Source organism: Sphingobacterium sp. MAE (assembly GCF_056711605.1).
In genome coordinates this window covers 2,422,758-2,445,607 of sequence record NZ_CM160044.1, presented here as the reverse complement: position 1 = coordinate 2,445,607, position 22,850 = coordinate 2,422,758, and the positions used below count along the sequence as shown (strand labels likewise).

Below are 22,850 nucleotides of genomic sequence, written 5' to 3'. Positions count from 1 at the left end.
ATACGCGTTAGAGCCGGCTTCCTATACCCCAGACACCAATACATTGACATGTATCAAAACGTTGATCAAACAAATGCCCTTTGCTGTATAGCTCATTCAAACTGAATAGGCGAAAAGAATTTTTCGCCTATTCAATTCAGATAGAGTAATGTAAGATGACGTTAATCTCGATTCTTTTAGTATTGGTCACCGCAGTTAGTACCGGAAAATGGTTAGACTGAACGAGAAGTTTGCGTTATATCTCAATTATATTTGCAAAGTTAATACCCGAATTGCGGCTTCGGAATGGATACAACGATATGTTAAAAAACAATTAGTTCCTACTCCAAAAAGAATATAGGGAACGGATATGAAATGGCTGTACACTATCTTCTTTTGATTTTTGTGGTCATGTGTATGCTCTACCGATTTTAAATTATTTTTACTGTACAGATTCATTTAATTTTGAATAAATAACCGTATCGATAAATTTTCCATTATAAAACTCACTTTCCTTTAAATGTCCTTCCTTATTGAAATTGCATTTCTCTAATACCTTGGCAGAAGCAAAATTTTCAGGGTCTATGACTGCTTCAATAGAGTGCAGTTTCATCTCCGTAAAACCATAGTTAACTACTTTTGCTATTGCTTCTGTGATACAACCTCGTCATTGAAATTCGGGAAGTAACATATAACCTATCTCTGCTCGATAATGCTCGGGTTTAATATAATAATAACCTATTGTACCGATCATTTTGGGATTACCTTTTATGGTAATAGCCCAATTAATCAGCTCACTACTGTTAATTTTTTCATCAGTTAATTTAATAAATTCTGAAATTTCGTCTAGGGTTGTAGCTACAGGACGAGGAATATATTTCATTATTTCTGTATCAGACCGCAGCGCATATAGTTCATTGATATCATGTAAATCGGCACGTCTCAGTTTAAGTCTTTCTGTTTCCAAATTAGGAAAAGTTGAAAAATTTATATTTAGCATTTTGGGTTTATATTTTTATAAAGTTATTATTTTTTTTAATCCATAGCTATATCAACAATCTCACTAATCGTAATATAGTACTGGTTTACCGACTTTCTATCCTCACACACCTATTAGCAATAAGTTCCAAAACTAAATCGAGTTACTTTTGAATCATAAACAAACACATAAACATATTTATCATGAAAACTAAAACAATCTTCGACATCAATAGCAAAACAATCTCCAATGGTTTTAAAAAAGCATTTAATTGTTTACAATCTTCTAAACTTAAAGTTTCCGCTAGTGATGGGAAAGTATACTTGCAGATTTCACTTCTATGGGCTATCGTTATTGGTATCATATTTCCTTTAGCCCTAGTTGTATTGGTTGTACTAACAGTATTTTCAAATCTTACTATTGCTATTCAACAAGATATTAAACAAAGTAATAATAACCATAAAATTATTGAGTTGAAATAATTAGGATTAATGTCAACAAAGAACAACAAACTTTCATCAAATCTGATATGAAAATTGGCTTATAATACTGAAAAAAAAATAAAGCTAATGGTTAGATTAGCTTTATTTTTATTACGATAGAAATAGAATTTACTACTTTCCTACCCAGAGGAAAACAACAAATTAGTTTTATAGATTGGGGTTGTTATTTAATTCATTCAATGGTATTGGAAATAAAAAATACTTGCTATTGGGAGCCAGACTTGTTCCATCAGGAAATTTAAGAATGTAATGTCCCATTACAGATACTGTTTTGCCGGCATCATCAACAAAAGTTTGATTTGTTTCACGCCGTACTGGTGCAGTCTGCGTTCTCAAGATATCATATAATCGGAAACCTTCTCCCCATAATTCTTTCCGTCTTTCCAATAAGACCTCCTGGACAGTTTTCGATTTATCAAAGTTGGCAACATCAAGATTTTTTAAGGCACGTTTTGCCCTTAATTCATTCAAGAGATCAATTGCGCCCTTTACATCATCTAATCGAGCTCTACTCTCTGCTTCAATAAGCAATTGTTCAGAAGACCGCATTAAGACAATATGTCCATCGCGGTTAGGGTGCTTATTTTTAAATTTACGGTATCGATATGATCTATAAATTGCTTCGGCGGGCTGCTTCGCAATATCAAATAACGATTTTCGGACATCTCCCTCAGTAAATAAGCCGATAAAGTTGGGATCGGGAATGATACTGTTATAACCAAAGTATAAATTGACCCCTTTAGCATCCGTGGCATAAGGAGTAGTTTCGATATAGGCTAAAAAAGAAGCTCCGCCCAGATTTTGTGTTGCTGTCTGTGGATGCCCCCATATCCACTCTGTATTACTAACGTCATTAAATCCTTCTTTATATTGATCTGCTGTCATAATAGGATAACCCACACGCGCTTTTGCAGCATAATCACGTGCTTGCTCCCAGTTTTCCTGTGTTAAATAGGTCCTTGCCAAAAGACCATAGACAACATTAAGATCAAACCTATTCTTGACCTTACGTTTAAAACCGGCCAGCAGCTTTTCTGCCTCTTTCAAATCGGATATAATTTGATCATATACCTGTTTTACCGTAGCAAGAGGTTTTGGTACTGTGGTTGGTGTTGTGGGATCCGTATAAATCGGAATTGCTTTAGCATTAGGATCTTTGGCATAGGTAAACTGATATTGACGAACAAGATTAAGATAGTTTAAACCTCTCAAGGCGTAAGCCTGTCCCTTGAGATGCTTTAAACTTTCTTTGCTGCTGTCATCAATGTTCAGATTAGCAATCAGATTGTTAGCGTGATCGATTGATTTATACTGTAAAGTCCAAAAGAATAGGGCTCGACGAGTAGTATGATCAAATGGATCTTTGTACGGATAAGAATCTCTAAAACCATAGCGACCATCGCGTGCAATGGCATCCTCTCCCATCACTTCATGCGTTAAAAATATAGTCGGAAGGCCGGGATTATCCTGCGAAGTACTATTCTCCATTAAAAAACGAATAGATCCGTTTATAAAGGCATCAATATTATTTTCGGAGGAAAATACCTCTGGTGTGGTAATCTGCGTCGCAGGCGCTGTATCAAAAAAGCTCTCGCTACAAGATGAAAGTACCAATATGGGTAATATGATCGTGATATATTTAAATTTTAATTTCATGATAAATCAGATTTTATAGATTAGAAGGAAACATTGAGAACTAGCGCATATGATTTTTGTGCAGGATAACGATAATAGGTAACACCACTCACCGTTTGTTCTGGATCTAACCCCTTTGTTCCATAGAAAGTCAACAAGTTTTCTCCTACAAATCTTATGCGGACATCCGAAAGTGACCATTTTGATACAAGCGTACGTGGAATAGTATAACTCAAACTTAAATTTTTCAATCTTCCATAACTTGCACTACGAAGGAATCGGGTCGATGGTATACTGTTCCACGAGTCTGTTACATACGATAATCTAGGAAAATCGGTGTCCGTATTTTCTGGCGTCCATCGATTTAGGGCTTCTTTAGACCAGCTACGTCCAGGAGCAGAACCAACATGCATAATCATCGGTTGATCGCCATCAAAAATTTTACCACCGAGACTGTAGGATAGCAAAAAAGAGAAATCAATACCTTTGTAAGTAAAACTATTGCTAATGCCTCCATAAAGATCTGGCAACGAGCTCCCTTCAAAATAGAAGGAAGCTTCATTTTGATTTGTAATTGATGTACGACCAGTCACATTTCCCTCTGCATCTTTAACATCTTTATACCAGCTTGCTTTACCGCTTTCTGGGTCTACGCCTGCCCATTCTTTAATGTAAAAATCATAGATGGAACCTCCTTCAATCATTTTCTTCGTATTGCCATACTGTCCAATGGAACCCGTTAGAATTTCCTTCTGTGGTAACTTGGTAATCTTATTTTTATAATGACCAAAGTTTGCTGTGATTGACCATCTAAAGTCTGTATTACGAATAGGCACACCTGTAATCTGCCCATCTATTCCTCGATTACGGAGTGAACCAATATTAGCATCGATACCACTGTATCCAGTAGATGGTGAAAGTGGCTTTTGAAAAAGTAGATCTTTTGATTGCCTGTCATAGACATCAATCTGTGCAATCAGTCGATTATTAAACAGGGCTATATCTGCTCCAATATTGAGATTAAGGTTAGTCTCCCATTTTAGATCTGGTGTAGGTAGATCGGATGGTAACAGTCCGAGATTGTCCAAACTATTGTAGATGGAATAAAATCCGCCATAAGCATAATTGCCAACACGATCATTTCCCTGGGCACCATAACTGGCGCGCAAATTAAGATTATTGATGCTGGACACTTCTTTCAAGAAGGTCTCTTTTTTAATATTCCAGGCTGCTCCTACCGACCAAAAATTGCCCCAACGTGATTGTTTGCTGAATCTTGATGATCCATCTCGACGGTAACTGCTGGAAAAGTGGTAGCGATCAAGGTAATCATAGTTTACTTGTCCCAACCAACTCGCCAATTTATAATCGGAAGAGGTTCCGTTAAAAACCCCACTTAGTGTTCCGGCCGATGGTTCTGTCTTACCCAAAACGTGAAAACCCGTACGGCTGCCAGACAAAGAAGATGCACCTTCCACATACACTTCTGGCCCTACCAATGCGCTAAGATGATGTTTATTACCGAAAGTGGCCACATAGTTTAGAAAACTATTGATCGTATAGTTTAGCGTACGACTTGAACTGCGGCTCGCCGAACCAGCCCCCTCTGTTAAAACTCCAGTACTATAATAGGAGTGCGAATAGGAATGTGAACTACTGTTTCTATAGTCGACATTGGCTGTGGTCTTTAGAAATAAATAATCCGTGAATGCTAATTTTAGATTTGTTCCTAACAAAACAGACTCATTGTTGCTTCCAGAAATAGCATTTTCGGCACTCCCTAAAATATTTGATCCGCTGGCTGCTGTTGTGGGACGCCATAATCCGTAATCCCAAATTTTATTACCTTGCTCGTCCAGAATATAAGTGCCATCAGCACTGCGTTGATAAACTGGATATAAATCTGATACTAAGCGTTGGAAATTGGCAAAGTTGCCTGTATTGCTATCACTCTGAGTCGGCGCACGCTGAAATCCGGAAGACAAGGCTACATTTCCACCGACTTCAAACCAGCTATTCACTTTTGACTGTATATTTGTACGAAAATTGTACCGTTTGAAATCTGCCGTACGAATCCAGCCCTGCTCATTTAAGTAGCCAGCTGATAGATAATAACGTGTACTTGTCCCTCCACCACTCAGATTAAGATCGTATTGCTGCCTTATGCCCTGACGAGCAATCGCCTTTCCCCAGTTGTCATTCCAAAGTGGTGTAGCTCCTGAGAGAAGCTTCCCATCAAGACCGACAGGTTTTGGAAAAGATGGGCCAAAAATATTGACTTTAAGTGCACCGTCTATTAGATAATCTGTGGCATATTGTGCTGCATCTGTAGCCGATTTTCCTTGATCAAGTTGCGTATTACGGATTGCTTCCCATTGCAATTCATAATATTCCTGTTGTGAGAGGTATTCGTAATCTTTTACTGCTCTACCGGTAAAGCCATAATTTGCAGAAAAATTGACTGCTGTTCTGCTGTTTAATTCTCCTGATTTGGTTGTAATTACAATAACACCATTGGCTCCCCTTGATCCGTAAAGTGCACTTGCTGTTGCATCTTTTAAGACGGAAATGGATACAATATCTTTAGGATTAAGGTTATTAGGATTAGCTCCTGGAATACCGTCTACTACATATAATGGTGCTGTTGAGGCATTCACCGAACCGACTCCACGAACAAACAATTCTGCATCACTACCAGGTTGTCCGGAAGCGGCGATAGATTGTAGTCCGGGCACGGTACCTTGTAGTGCTTTTCCGATTGTTGTAATCTGCAGATTGTCCAATTCTTTACCGCTTACTGTTGCTACGGAACCGGTATAACTTGATCTTTTAGTGGTCGTATAACCAACAACTACCGTTTCTTCAAGCGTATTTTCAATGGGCTCAAGTTTAATGATCACAGGAGAATGATCTATAACCAAAGTCTTACTTGTATATCCAACAAAAGAAATCGTAACAGTAAAGGGTAACTTTTGTCCGGTTACAAATTGAAATTTCCCCAACCTATCTGTGGTCACTTGATGCGTTACATCCTTTAAACTTAGAGTCGCTCCAGAAAGTGGTTTTCCAGTGGTAGCATCTTCTACTAATCCACTGAGAACAGCATTTATGATTGATTTTGTTTGTTCCTGTGCATAGGTCGGTACAATAGCGCCGCTCCCAGATAACAAAAGAAGCAAATGAAATAGGGTTGATTTTCTCATTATTTTTAATATTTTTTAATCAATACATTACTCTCCATATAATTCCTTCAATTTTTGCTGTAAAGCTTCTCCTCGAATGTTTCGGGCCACGATAACACCATTTTCATCAATAAGAAAATTGCTTGGAATAAAGCGCACTCCGTACAATGCTGTAGCTTCACTGTCCCAATATGCAAGATCAGATACCTGTGTCCAATTCAGACCATCATCTTTGATCGCTTTCAGCCAGTCTTCTTTTTTCTTATCAAGTGAAACCCCAAATATTTGAAATCCTTTATCTTTATACTTTTGAAATGCGGCGACTATATTGGGGTTCTCTCGGCGACAAGGTCCACACCAAGCAGCCCAGAAATCTAAAAAGACATATCCCTTACCTAAATGCTCACTAAAGCGAACTTTGTTTCCTTCCGAATCAGTAGAAACAAAATCTAATGCTTTATTACCAGGTAGAACCGCACGTTGCTTTACAATTAAATCTTTTAAGATGCGAACATATTGCGTTTGCTGTAAAGAAACATCCAATAAATTAATATGCTCCTCGATCTCATCGGGGGATAAATTGTAAGAATAATTGCGAAACAGAGCATATGCTGCAACGATTGATTTTGGATCGGCCTCAATAAATTGTTTTGCTGTAAGTCCACGCTGTTCTTTACTTGATTTTTCAAAATAAGCTTGTGCTCTCGATCCTTTGATTACGGCACGATCACCTTTCTCTGCAGATTGAATAATAACTTCTATCGGAGTATCCTCTAAGAAAAGCTGTATAGGATAGCTTTCTTCATTAAACTTCAATGCGTATAGTTCTGGAAGTTCAACTTTTGTTGTGAAACTAAATCTTCCATTTTTTATCAGAGTTGAATCAATTGTCTTAAAGAGTTTATTGTCGTATCGCTGAATATATATTTTACCTTCTTTAAGGCTATTTACTTTTCCTGTTAAACGCAATGATGTTATTTTTTGTGCCGATGCCTGTTCTACAAGAAGTAGCATCAACACGACAAGTAATGTGTGTTTGTTTTTCATGTTTTTATTTATTTATAAGTTGTTTTATTATCTTCTTACTCCTGATTGAAGCATCTGTCCTAGGAGCACTGCATTAAAGAAACTTCGCGCGTTGCCAAAAGAAATACCTCTGAACAACGGATCATCAACGAAGTATACAATACGTCCATTTCCACTATTTTCTACAATAATACTAGCTGTCCCTTCAAGTTTCTTTTGATTGTCAATCGAAGCATATCCATTTAATAAGGGTGATTTACTATAGACAGAAACATTATTATAAGGCTGATCACCTAATTCTATAAAGATGTTATGACTTCTATAAACAGCTTTATATTTTTGCGTATAACCATAACCGATAGGATGTGTACGATCGATTTCTGTATTAAAATAGGTACCACCTATACGTTTCGTTCCTTCTCTTGACTGTGCGGAAGCATATTCAAAGCGCTCTTTCGCTTTTTTGAGTTTACTATCTTTATCTCCAACACGTTCATCGAGGAATTTGAAGTTTGCAATTTTCTGATTGGCAAGCCACTGTCCTGCACGCCCTAATGCAATTAAAGTCCCTCCATTTCTCACCCAATTCTGAATGCGCTCTACTGCCGAAATATGTAATGCAGAATACTCCCCACTGACCAATACGAGTACTTGATATTCTTCTAAATTCACACGATTAAACTGTTCGATATTCAGCCGCAAGATGGGTTGTTCTAATTGGCGCTCAAATGCATACCATACTTCACCTGCTTCGTAGGCACTTATACCATTTCCAGTTAAAAGCAATGTGTTTTGGGATCGCAGAGCTTTAAATGCGCTACTTCCAAAATCAATTCCTTTTGCACTATAGCCCGTTGAAGATGCTGTAATATTCAGATTCCCTCTTTTGTTTAGATTTTGTAGCAACGTAAATAATTCATCAGCAGAAATCGTCTGACCATTGACTGGAATCAATAAACTACCATAATCAAAAGTAAGTGCTTGACCTTGATTAACGACCTCAAATGGACTAGTGGAAGATTTTACGAGGATATTCTGTTGCAACAATTGAGATAACAACCAAGGTGCTCCGTCTTGTCGCCAATCAACGAGGTAAGCATAATTACTCTTTATCAATGTGGATGCAGATATGGTTGGGTCAACAGTATGATCAGTCTCTTTTTTGTCTAGTTCTTGTTTTACTCCTGCATAAGGGAAACCATAGAGATAAGCAATAGAGTTACCAGAACCATCATAGAAAACACTGTCCACATACACTTTGGTTTCATCGAATATAACCTTGACGAGACGGTAGTTTGCCTGAGCAGTAGGAATAAGAATAGAAGATCCTTTTTCGAAATCTTTTCCATCCACCTTTATGTCTCTTTTATTATCAATAAATTGGATTTGATGTTGCGTTAGCAACTCTTTGAAATGATTTCCTGTACGATTGTTGTATTTCAGATCTACGATGTAGGCTTTGATCGGGTCTTTTGAGGCTAATTCAAACGCTGATCGGAAGAAGTTTAATTGATTTTCTTGAAGCTCAACGCGATGGTCTATTGCGGCATTAATACTTGCCAAGGCTATTCTAAAGTGGTTGCGAATAGCAAAAGGATACGTTAAATCACCATTATTTGTTACCTGAAAGAGTCCACGTGGACTTGCTTGCTCAAATAAGATTCCCAGGCTTCCGACATGATCGGGATAAGTGGATCCATATGTGGGATTGATATTATCAAACTGTTCTTTGGTGAAATAAAATGAACCTATTTCATCCAGTGTCTGTGCATAGTAGTTTGCAAATTTGTAATTAAGCGCGTAAGTTGATTTGGGTACAAGAGGTGACTCTTGGGCATCTGATTTTGTAGGTTCAAAAAAGAAAGAGGAAGATGCACCCATTTCGTGGAAATCACCTTGAAAATGAGGTAACCAATGTTGAAAATAATGTACACGCGCCTTACTCTCTGGATGCACTTGATTGATCCAATCACGATTGAGATCAAACCAATAGTGATTTGTTCGCCCACCAGGCCATACTTCATTATGTTCTCGATCCAAGGGGTTCCCATTGGGCGGAAATGATGTATTGGCATTGACCCAGTTTACATAACGATCGTAACCATCTGGATTACGAACCGGATCTATAAAGAATATCGCTTTGGAAAGCTGATCTAAAACTTTCGGATCCTCTGATGCTGCCAAATAATAGGCTGTCAAAATAGAAGCTTCGGCAGCCGATGTTTCATTACCGTGTACGCTAAAGCCTAAAAATATTAATCCTGTTTGTTGCTTATTATTAACTGCTAAATTATCTTTTGCCAGCTTAACGTTTTTGATGTGCTGATCTCGTATTTGTTCACTATTACGAATGTTTTCTGGAGAAGATACTTTTAAAACGATCAAAGGTCGTCCCTCCCAGGTATAACCAATAGTATCAACTTTGACACGATCTGATATTCGCTCAAGGAGTCTAAAGTAATCAAGCAACTGGTCGTAACGTGTATGGCTATGGCCTATTTGCCGATTAAAAAATTGACTTGGTGCAGGAATGTCTGCTGAAAAACGGCTCTGTGATAGAAAATAATAATCTTTTTCTAAGTTTAAGGAGGCGGCACCTTTTTGAAGTAATTTGGGTGTTGTGGTTACTTGAGCATAGGAAAAAAGATTGCCACTGCTAAGAAAAAAAAGCAAAAGTAGGCCCTGTAAAAATACGCTGTATTTTTTCATGTAGATAGATTTGTTTAAATAGGTAAATACTTACAAGTACAAATGTTGCACTTGTTCCATAGTGGACAACAAGAAAAAACTTTCTCTTGTTGTTGATTTAGGACAGAAGAAAATATTTAAGCGCACTAGCGCATTCGATGTGGAATAATGGGTAATCGAATGTTTTTAACTTCATGAATGGAGGCAAATGTTAAATGTTGTTGTTTCATTAGAACTTAGTTTTTGTTAGGTAGTTTCGTCGCCAACGCCAATTGATAAACGATTTGGTTACAAATATAATATATGTTTGTAATAAATACTACTCAAATGGTAGTCTTTTTTATTTTTTTATTTTGATCGAACTAGTTTGTGCTTAAAAATTGATTCTATATCGCATACTATCCATTACACAAACACCTATTAAAAACTCATAATCAACCTATTAACTCATCATCTTCAAGGATGTTTATACTTTATTTTTTCAGTACCTATCATGTCTGAAAAAATAACATGTTTTAAATTCAATTCTGCCTGTTCGAGTGAATAAAGCATTTAAGGATCATCATTTCCTAATTTGTTTTAAAATAATATGAATTGGATGTCGAGATAAATGAGGTGATCGCGATCTATTATGATGAACAATATGGCTTTGATTCAATCCATTCAAATGCGATTAGAATCATAGTATTTTTCTATTTATAGCTGTGGTGTTCTTCCTATTTGAATGGTGTATCCTTAACTTAAATCAAAGCGTTTAAGATAAAAAAAGCATGTTGCACCTACGCATTTTTACACTACTTTTTAGTATGCTATTCTTCTGTCGTTTTTAAAATAGATAAGATAATAAAGAATAGGCCTATATTATCAAATAAACAATGGAAAATAATCTTAAACTGATTGGATCAGCTTAATCTTCTATCCAACTTCGGAAAGCTGCTGTCATAGTTTGGCTGGTTTTAAGATATTCTTGATGTCCTTGTAGTTTTACAGCTAATGAATTCTTGTTGTAGCGTTCTATTTTTTCTACATATTTTTTGCAGATAAGTTCGCTTCGGTTAATCCTAAAAAAATCTGAAGGTTCCAGCTGCTCTTCTATTTCTTTTAAAGTCGACTCACTCAATACATGTTTTTTACCTAAGATATCATAAGCAAATAAAACGCCATCGGAGGCTTCAAAAAAGGTGATTTTTTCAGTGTCTAAAAAATAAATTCCCTGATGAAGACGTATGGTAAATCTTTTTTTATATGCCTTTGTTGAAAAGTTTTGCTCCATTAACTTTGCAATTCTTTCTATCATCACATCTTCTGTATTTCGTAACAACAAGAATTTATCCCAAGCTTTTTGAAAGCGTTCTTTCGAAAATGGTTTTAATAAATAGGCGATACCGTTAGTGTCAAATGCATCCATCCAGAACTGATCATAAGCTGTAGTAAAAATAATGGGGCAATTGAGATGAACCTCCCGGTAGATGTCAAATGCATTACCATCCAACAGTTCTATATCCGAGAATATCAAATCCACAGTATTGTTTTTTAAGAAGGAAATAGCTGTACCTACTGTATCAATTTCTGCTAATACTTGGTTGGGGGTACTCAGTTCTTCGAGCAATCTTTTTATCTTTTTTCTTGCAGGAATTTCATCTTCAATAATAAGTACTTTTATCATCTTATAGTGTATATATCACGGGTATAAAAATAGAAAAATCGCTTTCGCTTTTTTGGATCTCAATCGGTTTATTGGTCAATAATTTATATTGTTCTTTCAGGTTATTCAAAGCTCTTCCCGATCTTGATTTCATACTTTGTTTCGGAATTAGCGTATTGGATACAGTGCATATAGTAGTAATCTCTATGGTGATGATTACGGGATTTTCCTCTGTTCCTATATTATGTTGGACAGCATTTTCAATGAGTAATTGCAATGTGAGTGGTAAGATATAGCCAGCGCCAGATGCTGTCTGTATTTTCAGTTGATAAGCATTGCCATATTTATGCTGTATTAATTTGAAATATTGCTCTGCAAAGATTAATTCTTCATGAATGGTCACGATTTTTCTATCTGAGGCATGTAAAACATAGCGATAAATTTCAGCAAACTCATTCAAAAATGATGATGCTTTTTGTTGGTCCTCTTCGATAAACTGATCAAGTATATTTAAATTATTAAACAGAAAATGTGGATTAAGCTGCACCTTAAGTTGGCTTATTCTACTTTCTAGCAGTGCCTGATGATAAATGGATAATTCCTGTTGATGATTTTTATTTTTACTATAATAATAATATGCTAGAAAAAAACTACCAAAAATTATTCCGTCCATAAAATCTGAAAATGTAGAAATAGCTAATGTCTTGCTATTGAAATTTCGCTGTACAGTATCAAACAATAAGGCAATCACATAACCTAGTGCTTTTATCAATAAAACATAACTCAGTAAAGATGCACTAAAGATTTTAATGACTTCACTTAAGCTAAAGACAGATGATTTCTGCCAGTTTCTGATATAAAACTTGATGATTGAAAATAGTAAACTGGCAGCAACACATGTCATGATCGCAGCTTCGGGTGTAAAAATATAAACATTGATTTCACCTCTTATCCGGATCCTGGTTTGAATGGACTGTGCATAAGCAAATAATAAAACGAATGTTAGAAAATATTTATTTTTCTCTATTTTTCTTAGAAAATCTCTCATGATATATTTGATGTATCAATTTACAAAAATAGTCCTTTAAACCTATAGGACTATTTGCAAAAGGATATGATACTATTCTTTTCTTTTCGGAAACGAATCGATCGTATTTCCTTTCTCATCTAAAAAGTCTAGCTTTGCTACATTATTTTTATCAACATAAAACATTGCTCTAGGCATACCTTTATCATCAAAGAGAAATAGTCCATTATTTTGTTCTCTAGATTTCCCAAGCATTAAGCGGGGGGCACCACCAATTAATCCTTCCGTTTCATATAATTTATATTTTTCTTGCATCAGTTTAGGATCCTTTTTACGGAGAGCTTCCAATTCTTTCATGATCTCCATCGTTTTGGCTTGCGATTCTTTTGCTGGTCGATCATTAAATGACAAAGAACTACTCACAAACCTTTTATCTCCCTTCTGGTAGTCTTGCGTTAATAATTGCATCACTTGGTCACCATCAAATTGATCATAAGTGAGCGATAAACCTGAACTATGCCCATTTTCTGATTTTTTGCCATCGTATATAAAGCCTCCACACTCTATTCCATCCTCGTTAAAAAACAACATTCCGGAACGTTTTTTTCGATCTGCATTAGTCGATTTTCCGTTTATTTTTTCTTGACCATTCGGGAATTTATCCACATTTGTGATGATCATTTTGATGGAACCATCTTTCTCTACAATGTTAATACGCTCGACGTCTATTTCATTAAATTTATGATTTCCATACTTTTTAAATGCCAAAGTGGTCAATAAAGTCATACCGATTCCGCACGTTATTGCAAATGTTCTTAAAAAGGCTAGTTCTCTGTTCATCTGTTTTATTTTTTGGTATAGCAAAACTAGGGCAAGATCATTTGATAACCGCATATAGAATAATAGAAGCAGGAATAAAGTGAATGAGTACAGGAAAATTTAAGTTAAATGCCCCATATTCCGTCCTTTATTTAAATAAAAAGAGATGATCTGTTCCAACTTTTTACTTTTAATGGATCGTATTATTCTGAACTGGATTTCTCTGAATTTCTATGATAGGAATTAAGTAAATGCTTAAGAAGATAAAGGTGAATAAGAGAAGGAATTAGGGATAATAAAGGGGAAGGTGGATACGCTGAAAAAACTGATGGCGAAACATGACTGTGAAGTGAATAAACACACTAGCAGTTTCAGAATTACTTTTTCTTCCACTGTTAGTGAGTCTTTACTTAAAGCAACGACTAAGTCCCTATAAATTGTTTCTCAGATATTCTTGAAATTTATCTTGAAACTGCAGACCACTGCCTACTCTATATTTACTTAATTTGTTATGTAGTGTCAATCCCCAAAGTATGAATTCGGTTAGAAAATAGGAATCTTCGGGTTTCGTTTGCGGCTGGTATTGCTGTATTAAAGTACGGATAGGTGTTACTTGGTCCAATACGCGCTCATAATCTACATCATGGAGTTCATCGGACAGTTCGATACCCTCCGATTCTGAGAACCAGCGAACAATGTCATCATACGGATAACGTTGGTTTTCCTTTTCAAACTTCTCAATTTTTGGAAATAAGCTAAGAAATAGACTTTTAACTGCACTTTCAATCAATTGCAGCGCGACAGTAGCAGCTCCCTCTTGCTCTCCTTCATAGACGAGCTCAACTTTACCGGTTATAGCAGGCACAATACCCATAAAATCACTCAATCGTACAGCAGTAGCTCCTGCTCCGTTTTTAAGCATACGCAACTCGGCAGTGCTTAATAAGTTTTGAAATGCGGTAATGCTCATACGTGCGCTGACACCACTTTTCTCGTCAACATATTCGCTATTTCGTGCTTCAAAACTAATCTGCTCAATCAATTCTCGAGCAAGTTCAGGAACGTATATTTGCTCCTTTTGTGCAGCTTCCAAGTTAGCTTCTTGGGCGGTAATGGTCTTCGCTATCTCCACTGTTTCGGGATAATGCGTCAATATCTGTGATCCTATTCGATCTTTTAGAGGCGTCACGATACTTCCCCTATTGGTGTAATCCTCCGGATTTGCGGTGAAGACAAACTGTACATCCAGCGGAAGGCGCAATTTAAATCCGCGGATCTGAATATCTCCTTCTTGCAATATATTGAAAAGTGCTACCTGGATCCTCGCCTGTAGATCGGGCAGTTCATTAATAACAAATATCGAGCGGTTGGCTCGTGGGATCATGCCAAAATGAATCACACGATCGTCTGCATAACTCAATCTCAGATTTGCTGCTTTGATCGGATCTACATCGCCAATCAAATCCGCTACCGTGACATCGGGTGTGGCCAGTTTCTCGGCAAAGCGGTCACTTCTGTGAAGCCAATCAATTGGTGTGTCATCGCCCTTTTCCTTCAATAGTTCAACTGCATAGCGTGATATTGGGCTAAAGGGATCATCATTGATCTCTGAACCTTGTACTACAGGTACATATTCATCCAACAGGTCAACCATAAGCCTCGCTAGTCGTGTCTTTGCTTGACCGCGGAGACCAAGTAAATTAATGTTATGTTTGGATAGTATCGCTCTTTCAAGTTCTGGAATAACCGTGTCCTCGTATCCATATACTCCATTAAATACAGATTCGCCTTTGCTTATCTTTGTAATCAGATTTTGTCGCAGTTCTTCTTTTATTGTCTTTGGTCTGTAACCTAAAGCTTTCAGTGCGCCAAATGTCGTATTCTTCGTGTAATCCATATGTTCTTTTAATAAAGCGCAAATGTTGCGCAAAATGTATATCCTATTTTCGTTCAGGTAATTGTTTATCGTATTCTTTTTCTGCGATTTTCTTCGTAATCCTCAAAAATCATTTCTCCGAGATCTCCAAGTCCTGTATAATAAGCCTTCCCTTGATTTGATGCTGTAAATTCGTCAACAAATTGCTGTAGATAGGGATCTGATGTAATCATAAAGGTTGTAATGGGTATGCCCAGCTTTCGTGCTTGTGCCGCCATGCTATAACACTTACTGGTGATAAAAGGATCCAAACCCATTGGATTTTTATAATAACTACCATCCGGCATGTTTAGACAGCTCGGTTTTCCGTCGGTAATCATAAATATCTGCTTGTTTGCATGTCGCTTACGTCTGAGTATCTCCATCGCTAATTTCAATCCCGCAACCGTATTGGTATGAAATGGTCCCACTTGCAGGTATGGTAGATCTTTTATCGCTATAGGCCAGGCATCGTTACCAAAGACAATAATGTCCAGTGAATCTTTTGGGTACCGTGTCAAGATAAGCTCTGATAAGGCCATTGCCACCTTTTTTGCGGGTGTGATCCGGTCTTCCCCATATAAAATCATACTATGGCTGATATCGATCATCAACACCGTACTCATCTGTGACTTGAACTGCGTATCTTCGACAACAAGATCATTTTCTGATAAGGCAAACTCTCCTATACCATGATTAATCTGGGCATTTTTCAAGCTCTCGGTCAAAGCTATTTTCTCCAGGCTGTCTCCATATTGATAACCTTTAAAATCACCCATATTTTCGTCACTCCGCCCTTGATGATTGGTTTTATGATTGCCTGATTTTCCTTTTCGCATTTTTCCAAAAATCTGGTCCAATGCATGCTGCCGTAATGCTTTTTCCAACTTAGAGGTAATATCTACCCCACCACTGCCATCTTGCTCCAATTTTTCTCTGATATATCCTTTATTCTTTAGATCTGCAATGAAATCGTCTATGGTATATTCTGGAGTGGTCAGTTTAAATTCTTTGTCCAACTGCCGTAACCAATCAATAGCTTCATCAAAATCACCGGAGGTATGAGTAATCAGTTCTTTGAAAATATCAAATAATTTGTCAAAAGGCGTTTGAAACGGCTCGTCATATTGCTTAAAGATAAAACCCCTATTTCGTGTAGTGTTTTTCATGGATTCATTTTATTTGCATGATGAAGCTATGTACATCGTGATATCGCAATAGCTTCGCAGGATGAATTTACGAAATAATAATCCTTATAAAGAATCATCGGGTCCTTAATGATTTAAAGATGATATTTGAAGAAAGACGTTTTGCTCACCTGTTTTTATTGCAGAGTTAAAATCTCTAGTACACAGATCTGCTAGACGAATTTGCATTTATGTTTAATACTTCCTTGAGCAATTACGTACATAAAGAATAAGAAAATAGGACAATTTGAAGCAGGTATTTTTCCAGACGTTCCATCAAATTGGTCGAATAAGTCGCGAAATTGAGCCTCATGTCTATCCTTACTTCGAAACTACTCAAGTAGTACCGAAACTCAGGATTTTGATTTGTTTTATCGATCAGGTCCTCTTCGCTTTAAAAACTACGTATTTCTGCTTTAGCTTAATTTTTATTAAATTGCTATTATTCAGTTTTTTTACAAAATATGCGAACAATGTGGACTTTTACCGTGAAAAATAAAATTAAGGTTGCGATGTTATTTTTCTCCGTCCTTTGTTTAGTGATGTTGACCAATATTCAAGAACAACGCTTGGTCAAAAGAATTAACGAATCGGTGACGTCTTTATATTCGGATCGCTTAGTAGTGGGTGATTATATTCACAAACTTTCTAATCGTATGGAGAAATTGCTAATTTTATTATCTACAGCTAGTTTCTCACCGAAAGAAGTTCATTCGGAATTGAAAAAAATCGATCAACTGAATACTCTTTATGAAAAAACAGTGCTGACAGATAAAGAAAATATTAATTTTAATAAATTTAAAATCTATATTAAACAAATAACACAAAATGTCAATGCCACCGATCATGCCCAAGCAATTGAAATCAGTAAATATGCCCGCCAGACTTTGGAAACCTTATCTTCTATCCAACTGGAGGAAGGAAAGGTGAAATTAGATGAAGTATTGAGCATGACGAGTACGAGTAGGTTAATGTCTTACATTGAAATCGTGATCCTGATCGTTATCGCCGTATTAATTCAGATATTGGTATTTTCCGCTAAAGTAGATATGGGTGCCAAAGTTCCAAAAGATCATCGTCTAAATTAAGTATAGTGCTTAAATTTATAGCCTAATAGGGTCATCATTTTGCTGTGTAAATTAATGTCAATTATAGGACGTCTTTGATACATATCTTACTTTTTGAATAAAATTTCATTGATTATTTTAACTATTCTTTCAACTTTTATGTCATCTGTTTTTGCAGAATACACCCATTCAATTAGTTTTTTCTTTCTACTCTCCGGATATAATGAAAATTTTTCATAAACATGAGGACCATCTTTTAAAGAGAGTTCCATTTCTTCAGGCATCTCCGTTGGAAGCTCATCTTCATACAAGATAATATGCACATGATCTCCTTTTGCTTTTTTAATTTTACACCTGATGTCGGATTTTATGGGTAAAAAAAGGATGCCATTTCCCATTGACTGTAGCCTATAGTTCTTAATTTCATAACCATCGATGGTTCCCCTAACTCTTATCCAACCGAAGCGCACATCTTTGCGCGGTACAATTTCAGGTATTCGGGCAAAAGTCCATCCTCCCTTCCCTTCAAAGCGTTCGAGAATATATATTTTATCAATCAACGGGATCTGGCTCATCATCATTTAAGCTATTAGATACCAAAAATCAAGTTCCATACTATCTTGATCTGCTATTGCCAGCAATTCTTGACAAGAAGGGTCATCGAGGTATCCCATGCAGGTCTTTTTTGTAGCGCCAAGCGTTTTACCTAGCGCTATTTCTGAAAAGGTGTTCGCGTTGATCTTTCCAATAAAGTGAGCTTGTGTATTATCAACCATATTTAAATACTGCTCTTCTATATTTTGTGATATCTGGTGGAGTAAGTCATAAACATGATGATCCTCACGTATAGAAAATATACCCCTCTCTACACATGAAAATACATCTGGAACTTGAAAACTCTCTTTTTGTATTTCATGATATTCAACTTGTACACTTTTGGGTTCAATTAAATTGAAGAAATTTTTAACTTCAGGAAGATCACCGATATGATTTTCTAAATCTTTTAGACATTGAATGGATTCGCTAAATAAGACATTTGCATACTCGTTATCATAGTTTCTGACTAGGCAATGAAAAACTAGTCCCTGCTGTAGTGACAATGTGGTTTCAAATTTTAATACCGCTAACAAAAGCTCATCATCTGATACATCCTTCTTCTTCCTAAAGCGTGTAAACTCCACTACTTTGGCGGAGTGATTGTTTATTCGAATCATTATTGATTATCTTAATTTATACTTAGGCAAAAGTAAGTCCAAGAAAGACAGCCCTATGTCAGCAGTGATCACAACTTTTTATAAGTGTTTATTAGGAACATCCAGTCATTGTTAAGATTAGATCTCTTGGATTTTATTTACATTCAAGACCTTTCAGTACTTTTTTATATGAATATTTTCGAATTTAATGATCCGAACCCTTTCCAATTTTTAATCGTTTAGAACACAAGTAAATGGTCGTAAAAATTGATGCGCAAATATTATTCCTATGAAAATTATTATGTATGTTTGTTTTAACAATAATAATAACTCAAACCTAAACCAAATATGAACTTCTATTATTCAGCGATTTTTATTGTCAGTAGCTTAGCGATTTCCTTTTCTACATGTGCTCAATCAAAAAGCCTTTTCAATGGCAAAGATTTAACAGGTTGGCATATCGATGTTCCAGAAATGGACAAAAATACGACTGTAAAAAGTCCTTTTCTTGTCAGAGAAGGAATGTTGGTCAGTATGGGTACACCAAATGGTCATATTATAACTGATCAATCGTACCAAAACTATAGCTTAGAAGTCGAATACCGTTTTGCAGGAAAACCAGGCAACTGTGGTGTACTGGTGCATGCTTCTACCCCACGCGCACTTTATGGAATGTTTCCAAAATCTATTGAGGTACAGATGATGCATGAAAATGCGGGAGACTTTTGGTGTATTGTAGAGGATATTAAAGTTCCAAATATGGTTGAACGTCGTGGTGAGGAAGCTGAATGGGGCATTACAGAGGGTAAAAATCGTCGCATTATAAATCTTACCGATCGCTCGGAAAAACCGCTTGGCGAATGGAATAACATGAGGATCGAATGTTTAGACCGGAAGATCAAAGTATGGGTGAATGGTGACCTTGTAAATGAAGGTTACGACTGTACCGCAAATAGTGGACAGATTGCACTACAAGCTGAAGGTGCTGAAGTAGAGTTCCGTAAGGTTTTACTAACTCCGATAACACATCTTTCCAAATAAACGATACCATTAGTACTATACTATTTTTGCTTGCGAATATCCAGGTACAGATTTAAACCTCTATTTCATATACACAGAATACCAATATCTTCCATTAGATAATGGTATTCTGTATTTTGCGAACTGTAGCTGTTTTTAATTATCCTCATTGATTCAACTTACCATAAGCTTGTCACTTTTTTCAACAAAGAAACCTTCAAATATTGATATTTTTACTTTTATACTACAAGCTAATTTTTGCTGTATGAAAATGATATTGGTACATTGATACTATACGATATAATATCTTTTCTAGCAATACATCTTTGAGAACATGCATATCAGAAAATCATAAAATACAATTACAAAACCACCATATACGGATCTCAAACTTATGATAAATCTTTATCTTCGCTAAATAGGAAAACTCAATTCTTTACCGAGATATAGGTCTCCACCTCGGCCTCGGGACCATCATTGTATTTTTCACCATGTACGGTAAAATCTGCTTTATAAGCTCTTTTCAAATTAAACTCCTGATCAGCCCAAATATCCAACCATGTATTGAATACAGCTTCTGGCATCTTTCCTGTAGACACAAACTTAGCAAACTCTCCCCCTTCGATAACCAAACTAACGAATCCTTCTGGAATGGCTGTAAATACACCCACTTCATAGCCAATAATAGTATCGTAATACCCTGTAAAATCTGTTTCATAGTGGGTATAGACCGCATAAATATCGTTACTGATCTTGTGCTCGACCTGATGTATGGTTTCATCTTTCCAAAACTTTTGCCATAATAATTCGATATCATTTGCCGACTGTCCATTTTCATTGGTAGTTCTAATGACCATACCGATAATCTTCTTTTCTTGAATAGTGATGTTCTCCATATTTTACACGTTGATTTTTAATATTTAACGAAAATAGTCAGGGCGACTGACAGCAGTATGTCAGCAGAAGGATTACTATTGAATTAAATGCATATACTGATAAAGAGAGCTACAAGTATAGATGATATCTCTTTCAAAAAAAGAGATTGATTTCCAAATGTATAAAATGCCAACGACCGTTCCTGTTGTTCAGTCTGATTAAAAATATTTAAAGTAGATTAGGTCCTGTTTATTTTTTCGACTTATTTTAAGCAACATAATCATCCTATTCTGACTTTCTGGAATATGATTACCTGACCTGATTTCTGTAACTCAACTAAAGATTTTGATTATCTCTCTCTGGTGAATATCTGTTTATCCCAAGTTGATGATTTCAGTATACCATTGTGCTTTGTACGGTATATGAGTTTGTTGTTTTTCACCTCGATTTCACCGTACGGTGCATGATGCTCCCTGTCCTCAGGCATCACCAATCTGCCGTTTTTTACAAATGCTCTATAAACATCACCGCTTTCTCGACTTTGATATTTACGGGTCCAGTCGGTAATCATAGCATAACTGACATTTTCAAATGTTATCTGTAAGCATCTACTTGTTTTCTTATCGATCCAAATTCCGCCATATTGCTTTTGGATCTGCATCATCGTGAGAGGTGCTTGTTCACAACTACTTGATTTGTATAAAAACAAAACGATTAAAAAAAGAAATACTTTTTTAAAGCTCGGCATAGTTAAATGTAAGATTTTTCATTTGCAACTTTCGCAAAAGTCAGATTAAATCTGAACAGCTCCATATTCTAGATTTAATGATCACTTTCTATTTCTTCGATCATCTCTCCTGCTGTCTCTTGTCTCAATACCCTGATTACGTATATTTCGTTAACGAAATTGACAAGAGCGACCAGTATCGGTGTTGCAAATAGCAAACCTAATGCTCCTGTAACTGTACCCATTAGCAATTGAAAAAAGAGTACCATAGCTGGTGGTAATGACAGCATCTTTTTCTGGACGAAGGGTGCAAAAACTGCTGATTCTATTATCTGGACACCCACAAAAATTGCGATTATGTACAATGCTGTTACAGGTCCATCAAGCAAACCTACCAAAGCAGCAGGTATAAGTGCGATAGTTGGGCCCAAATTGGGGATGAAAGATAGTATTCCCGCTATCAAGGCCAGAATCAACCAAAGTTCAATTCCTAAAATAAGTAAAGAAAGTGCTGTTAAAACAAAAACAAACAGCATATCCAATAATTGAACTTTCAACCAGATCTTCAACTGCTCTCCAACTTTAGTCAGAACCTCCTCTACTGTAGATTTCTTCTTGTCAGGAAATAAGCTTACAATGCCAATCATATACTCCTTGGGGGAAATCATAATGAATATACCCAAAAATAATAAGGCATAGAGATCTCCCAAAAAACCAAATGTACCACTGAATACCTGTGGTAAATGTTCTATAACTTTGGTCATCTGATCTTCTGCACTATCCATATTATCGATGAGATAAGTACCCCAATTCGTACTAGTCAAATAAGTCTGGAGATTGTCTATCATTTTAGGTACTGTAGCGGCCAGCTCCTTATATTGCGTAACGGCTGTATTGCCGATAAAATATGATATGGTGCTACAGAAGATAACAACCCAAAGTATAGCTAACAGTAAACATATTTTGGAATTTAAACCTGTCCATTGTTGTATCTTAGATGAAATTGCATGGAAAAGTATAGAAATGAGAATTCCTCCAAATAATAAAAGTAATAGTGTAGTAGCTTTTATGAATAAGACTGTCAACGTCAAGAATAGTAAAACAACGATACATATTGCTGCTGATTTTTTGTAAATATCGCTCATAGGCAATTTGGATATAAATTTTTATTTATGTTCTACCCTATATTTAAATGAGTAGTTAATGAAGAACTTCCTCTCTAAAAATAACATTTGATACAGCTATTTGTTTTAAATCAATATATATAAACACCTTTAAAACTATAAAATCATATTAATGTGGGGTTTATCAAACAAAACTGTCGTTAATATTAATTTCCACTGCGGCAAACATAAGTCCTATTTGATGATCATTATTAATAT

At 36.2% G+C, this 22,850-nt stretch carries 17 protein-coding genes and 1 pseudogene; 3 read left to right on the top strand and 15 right to left on the bottom strand.

Features of this window, described 5'->3' with window-relative positions:
* Window positions 1-421: 421 nt before the first annotated feature.
* Window positions 422-979, bottom strand: a pseudogene (locus AC06G9_RS10315) (GNAT family N-acetyltransferase).
* Between the two features lie 182 nt (window positions 980-1,161).
* Between AC06G9_RS10315 and AC06G9_RS10310 the strand changes: the two are divergent.
* On the top strand, window positions 1,162-1,440 hold the full coding sequence (locus AC06G9_RS10310; protein ID WP_346573017.1) for a hypothetical protein: 279 nt from the start codon (window positions 1,162-1,164) through the stop codon (window positions 1,438-1,440).
* A 168-nt stretch (window positions 1,441-1,608) separates the two neighbouring features.
* Here the strand turns inward: AC06G9_RS10310 and AC06G9_RS10305 are convergent, their stop codons facing one another.
* From AC06G9_RS10305 to AC06G9_RS10265, 9 genes are all read right to left on the bottom strand, one after another.
* Window positions 1,609-3,117: a RagB/SusD family nutrient uptake outer membrane protein gene (locus AC06G9_RS10305; RefSeq protein WP_293929375.1), complete on the bottom strand. Its 1,509-nt coding sequence runs from the start codon at window positions 3,115-3,117 to the stop codon at window positions 1,609-1,611.
* A gap of 20 nt (window positions 3,118-3,137) precedes the next feature.
* Window positions 3,138-6,299: a SusC/RagA family TonB-linked outer membrane protein gene (locus AC06G9_RS10300; RefSeq protein ID WP_480958071.1), complete on the bottom strand. Its 3,162-nt coding sequence runs from the start codon at window positions 6,297-6,299 to the stop codon at window positions 3,138-3,140.
* Between the two features lie 27 nt (window positions 6,300-6,326).
* Window positions 6,327-7,325, bottom strand: coding sequence for a TlpA disulfide reductase family protein (locus AC06G9_RS10295; RefSeq protein ID WP_293929371.1), 999 nt, complete (start codon window positions 7,323-7,325; stop codon window positions 6,327-6,329).
* A gap of 27 nt (window positions 7,326-7,352) precedes the next feature.
* Entirely contained in the window at window positions 7,353-10,013 is a 2,661-nt protein-coding gene (locus tag AC06G9_RS10290; RefSeq protein ID WP_480958070.1) for a M14 family zinc carboxypeptidase, read from the bottom strand.
* Window positions 10,014-10,899: 886 nt separating this feature from the next.
* Window positions 10,900-11,658, bottom strand: a complete 759-nt coding sequence (locus AC06G9_RS10285; RefSeq protein ID WP_480958069.1) for a LytR/AlgR family response regulator transcription factor — start codon at window positions 11,656-11,658, stop codon at window positions 10,900-10,902.
* 1 nt (window position 11,659) lies between these two features.
* On the bottom strand, window positions 11,660-12,685 hold the full coding sequence (locus AC06G9_RS10280; RefSeq protein ID WP_480958068.1) for a sensor histidine kinase: 1,026 nt from the start codon (window positions 12,683-12,685) through the stop codon (window positions 11,660-11,662).
* A gap of 72 nt (window positions 12,686-12,757) precedes the next feature.
* A complete protein-coding gene (locus AC06G9_RS10275; RefSeq protein WP_293929363.1) occupies window positions 12,758-13,504 on the bottom strand; it encodes a hypothetical protein in 747 nt (248 codons plus the stop codon).
* 409 nt (window positions 13,505-13,913) lie between these two features.
* Window positions 13,914-15,380, bottom strand: coding sequence for a sigma 54-interacting transcriptional regulator (locus AC06G9_RS10270; RefSeq protein ID WP_480958067.1), 1,467 nt, complete (start codon window positions 15,378-15,380; stop codon window positions 13,914-13,916).
* 65 nt (window positions 15,381-15,445) lie between these two features.
* Window positions 15,446-16,567 (bottom strand): vWA domain-containing protein, encoded by a 1,122-nt coding sequence (locus tag AC06G9_RS10265; RefSeq protein WP_346570106.1) that lies wholly within the window; start codon window positions 16,565-16,567, stop codon window positions 15,446-15,448.
* A 482-nt stretch (window positions 16,568-17,049) separates the two neighbouring features.
* Between AC06G9_RS10265 and AC06G9_RS10260 the strand changes: the two genes are divergently transcribed.
* Window positions 17,050-17,673: an MCP four helix bundle domain-containing protein gene (locus tag AC06G9_RS10260; RefSeq protein WP_480958066.1), complete on the top strand. Its 624-nt coding sequence runs from the start codon at window positions 17,050-17,052 to the stop codon at window positions 17,671-17,673.
* Between the two features lie 86 nt (window positions 17,674-17,759).
* Here the strand turns inward: AC06G9_RS10260 and AC06G9_RS10255 are convergent, their stop codons facing one another.
* Together AC06G9_RS10255 and AC06G9_RS10250 are read right to left on the bottom strand one after the other, a co-directional pair.
* Window positions 17,760-18,212, bottom strand: coding sequence for a DUF1905 domain-containing protein (locus AC06G9_RS10255; RefSeq protein WP_480958065.1), 453 nt, complete (start codon window positions 18,210-18,212; stop codon window positions 17,760-17,762).
* A 21-nt stretch (window positions 18,213-18,233) separates the two neighbouring features.
* Entirely contained in the window at window positions 18,234-18,866 is a 633-nt protein-coding gene (locus AC06G9_RS10250) for a hypothetical protein (RefSeq protein WP_480958064.1), read from the bottom strand.
* Between the two features lie 327 nt (window positions 18,867-19,193).
* Between AC06G9_RS10250 and AC06G9_RS10245 the strand changes: the two genes are divergently transcribed.
* Window positions 19,194-19,886, top strand: coding sequence for a 3-keto-disaccharide hydrolase (locus tag AC06G9_RS10245; protein WP_480958063.1), 693 nt, complete (start codon window positions 19,194-19,196; stop codon window positions 19,884-19,886).
* 407 nt (window positions 19,887-20,293) lie between these two features.
* Here the strand turns inward: AC06G9_RS10245 and AC06G9_RS10240 are convergent, their stop codons facing one another.
* The 3 genes from AC06G9_RS10240 to AC06G9_RS10230 all read right to left on the bottom strand — a co-directional run bounded on the left by AC06G9_RS10240 (window position 20,294) and on the right by AC06G9_RS10230 (window position 22,613).
* Entirely contained in the window at window positions 20,294-20,761 is a 468-nt protein-coding gene (locus AC06G9_RS10240; protein ID WP_480958062.1) for a GyrI-like domain-containing protein, read from the bottom strand.
* A 329-nt stretch (window positions 20,762-21,090) separates the two neighbouring features.
* Entirely contained in the window at window positions 21,091-21,405 is a 315-nt protein-coding gene (locus AC06G9_RS10235; protein WP_480958061.1) for a hypothetical protein, read from the bottom strand.
* Between the two features lie 158 nt (window positions 21,406-21,563).
* Window positions 21,564-22,613, bottom strand: coding sequence for an AI-2E family transporter (locus AC06G9_RS10230; protein ID WP_346573048.1), 1,050 nt, complete (start codon window positions 22,611-22,613; stop codon window positions 21,564-21,566).
* Window positions 22,614-22,850 lie beyond the last annotated feature (237 nt).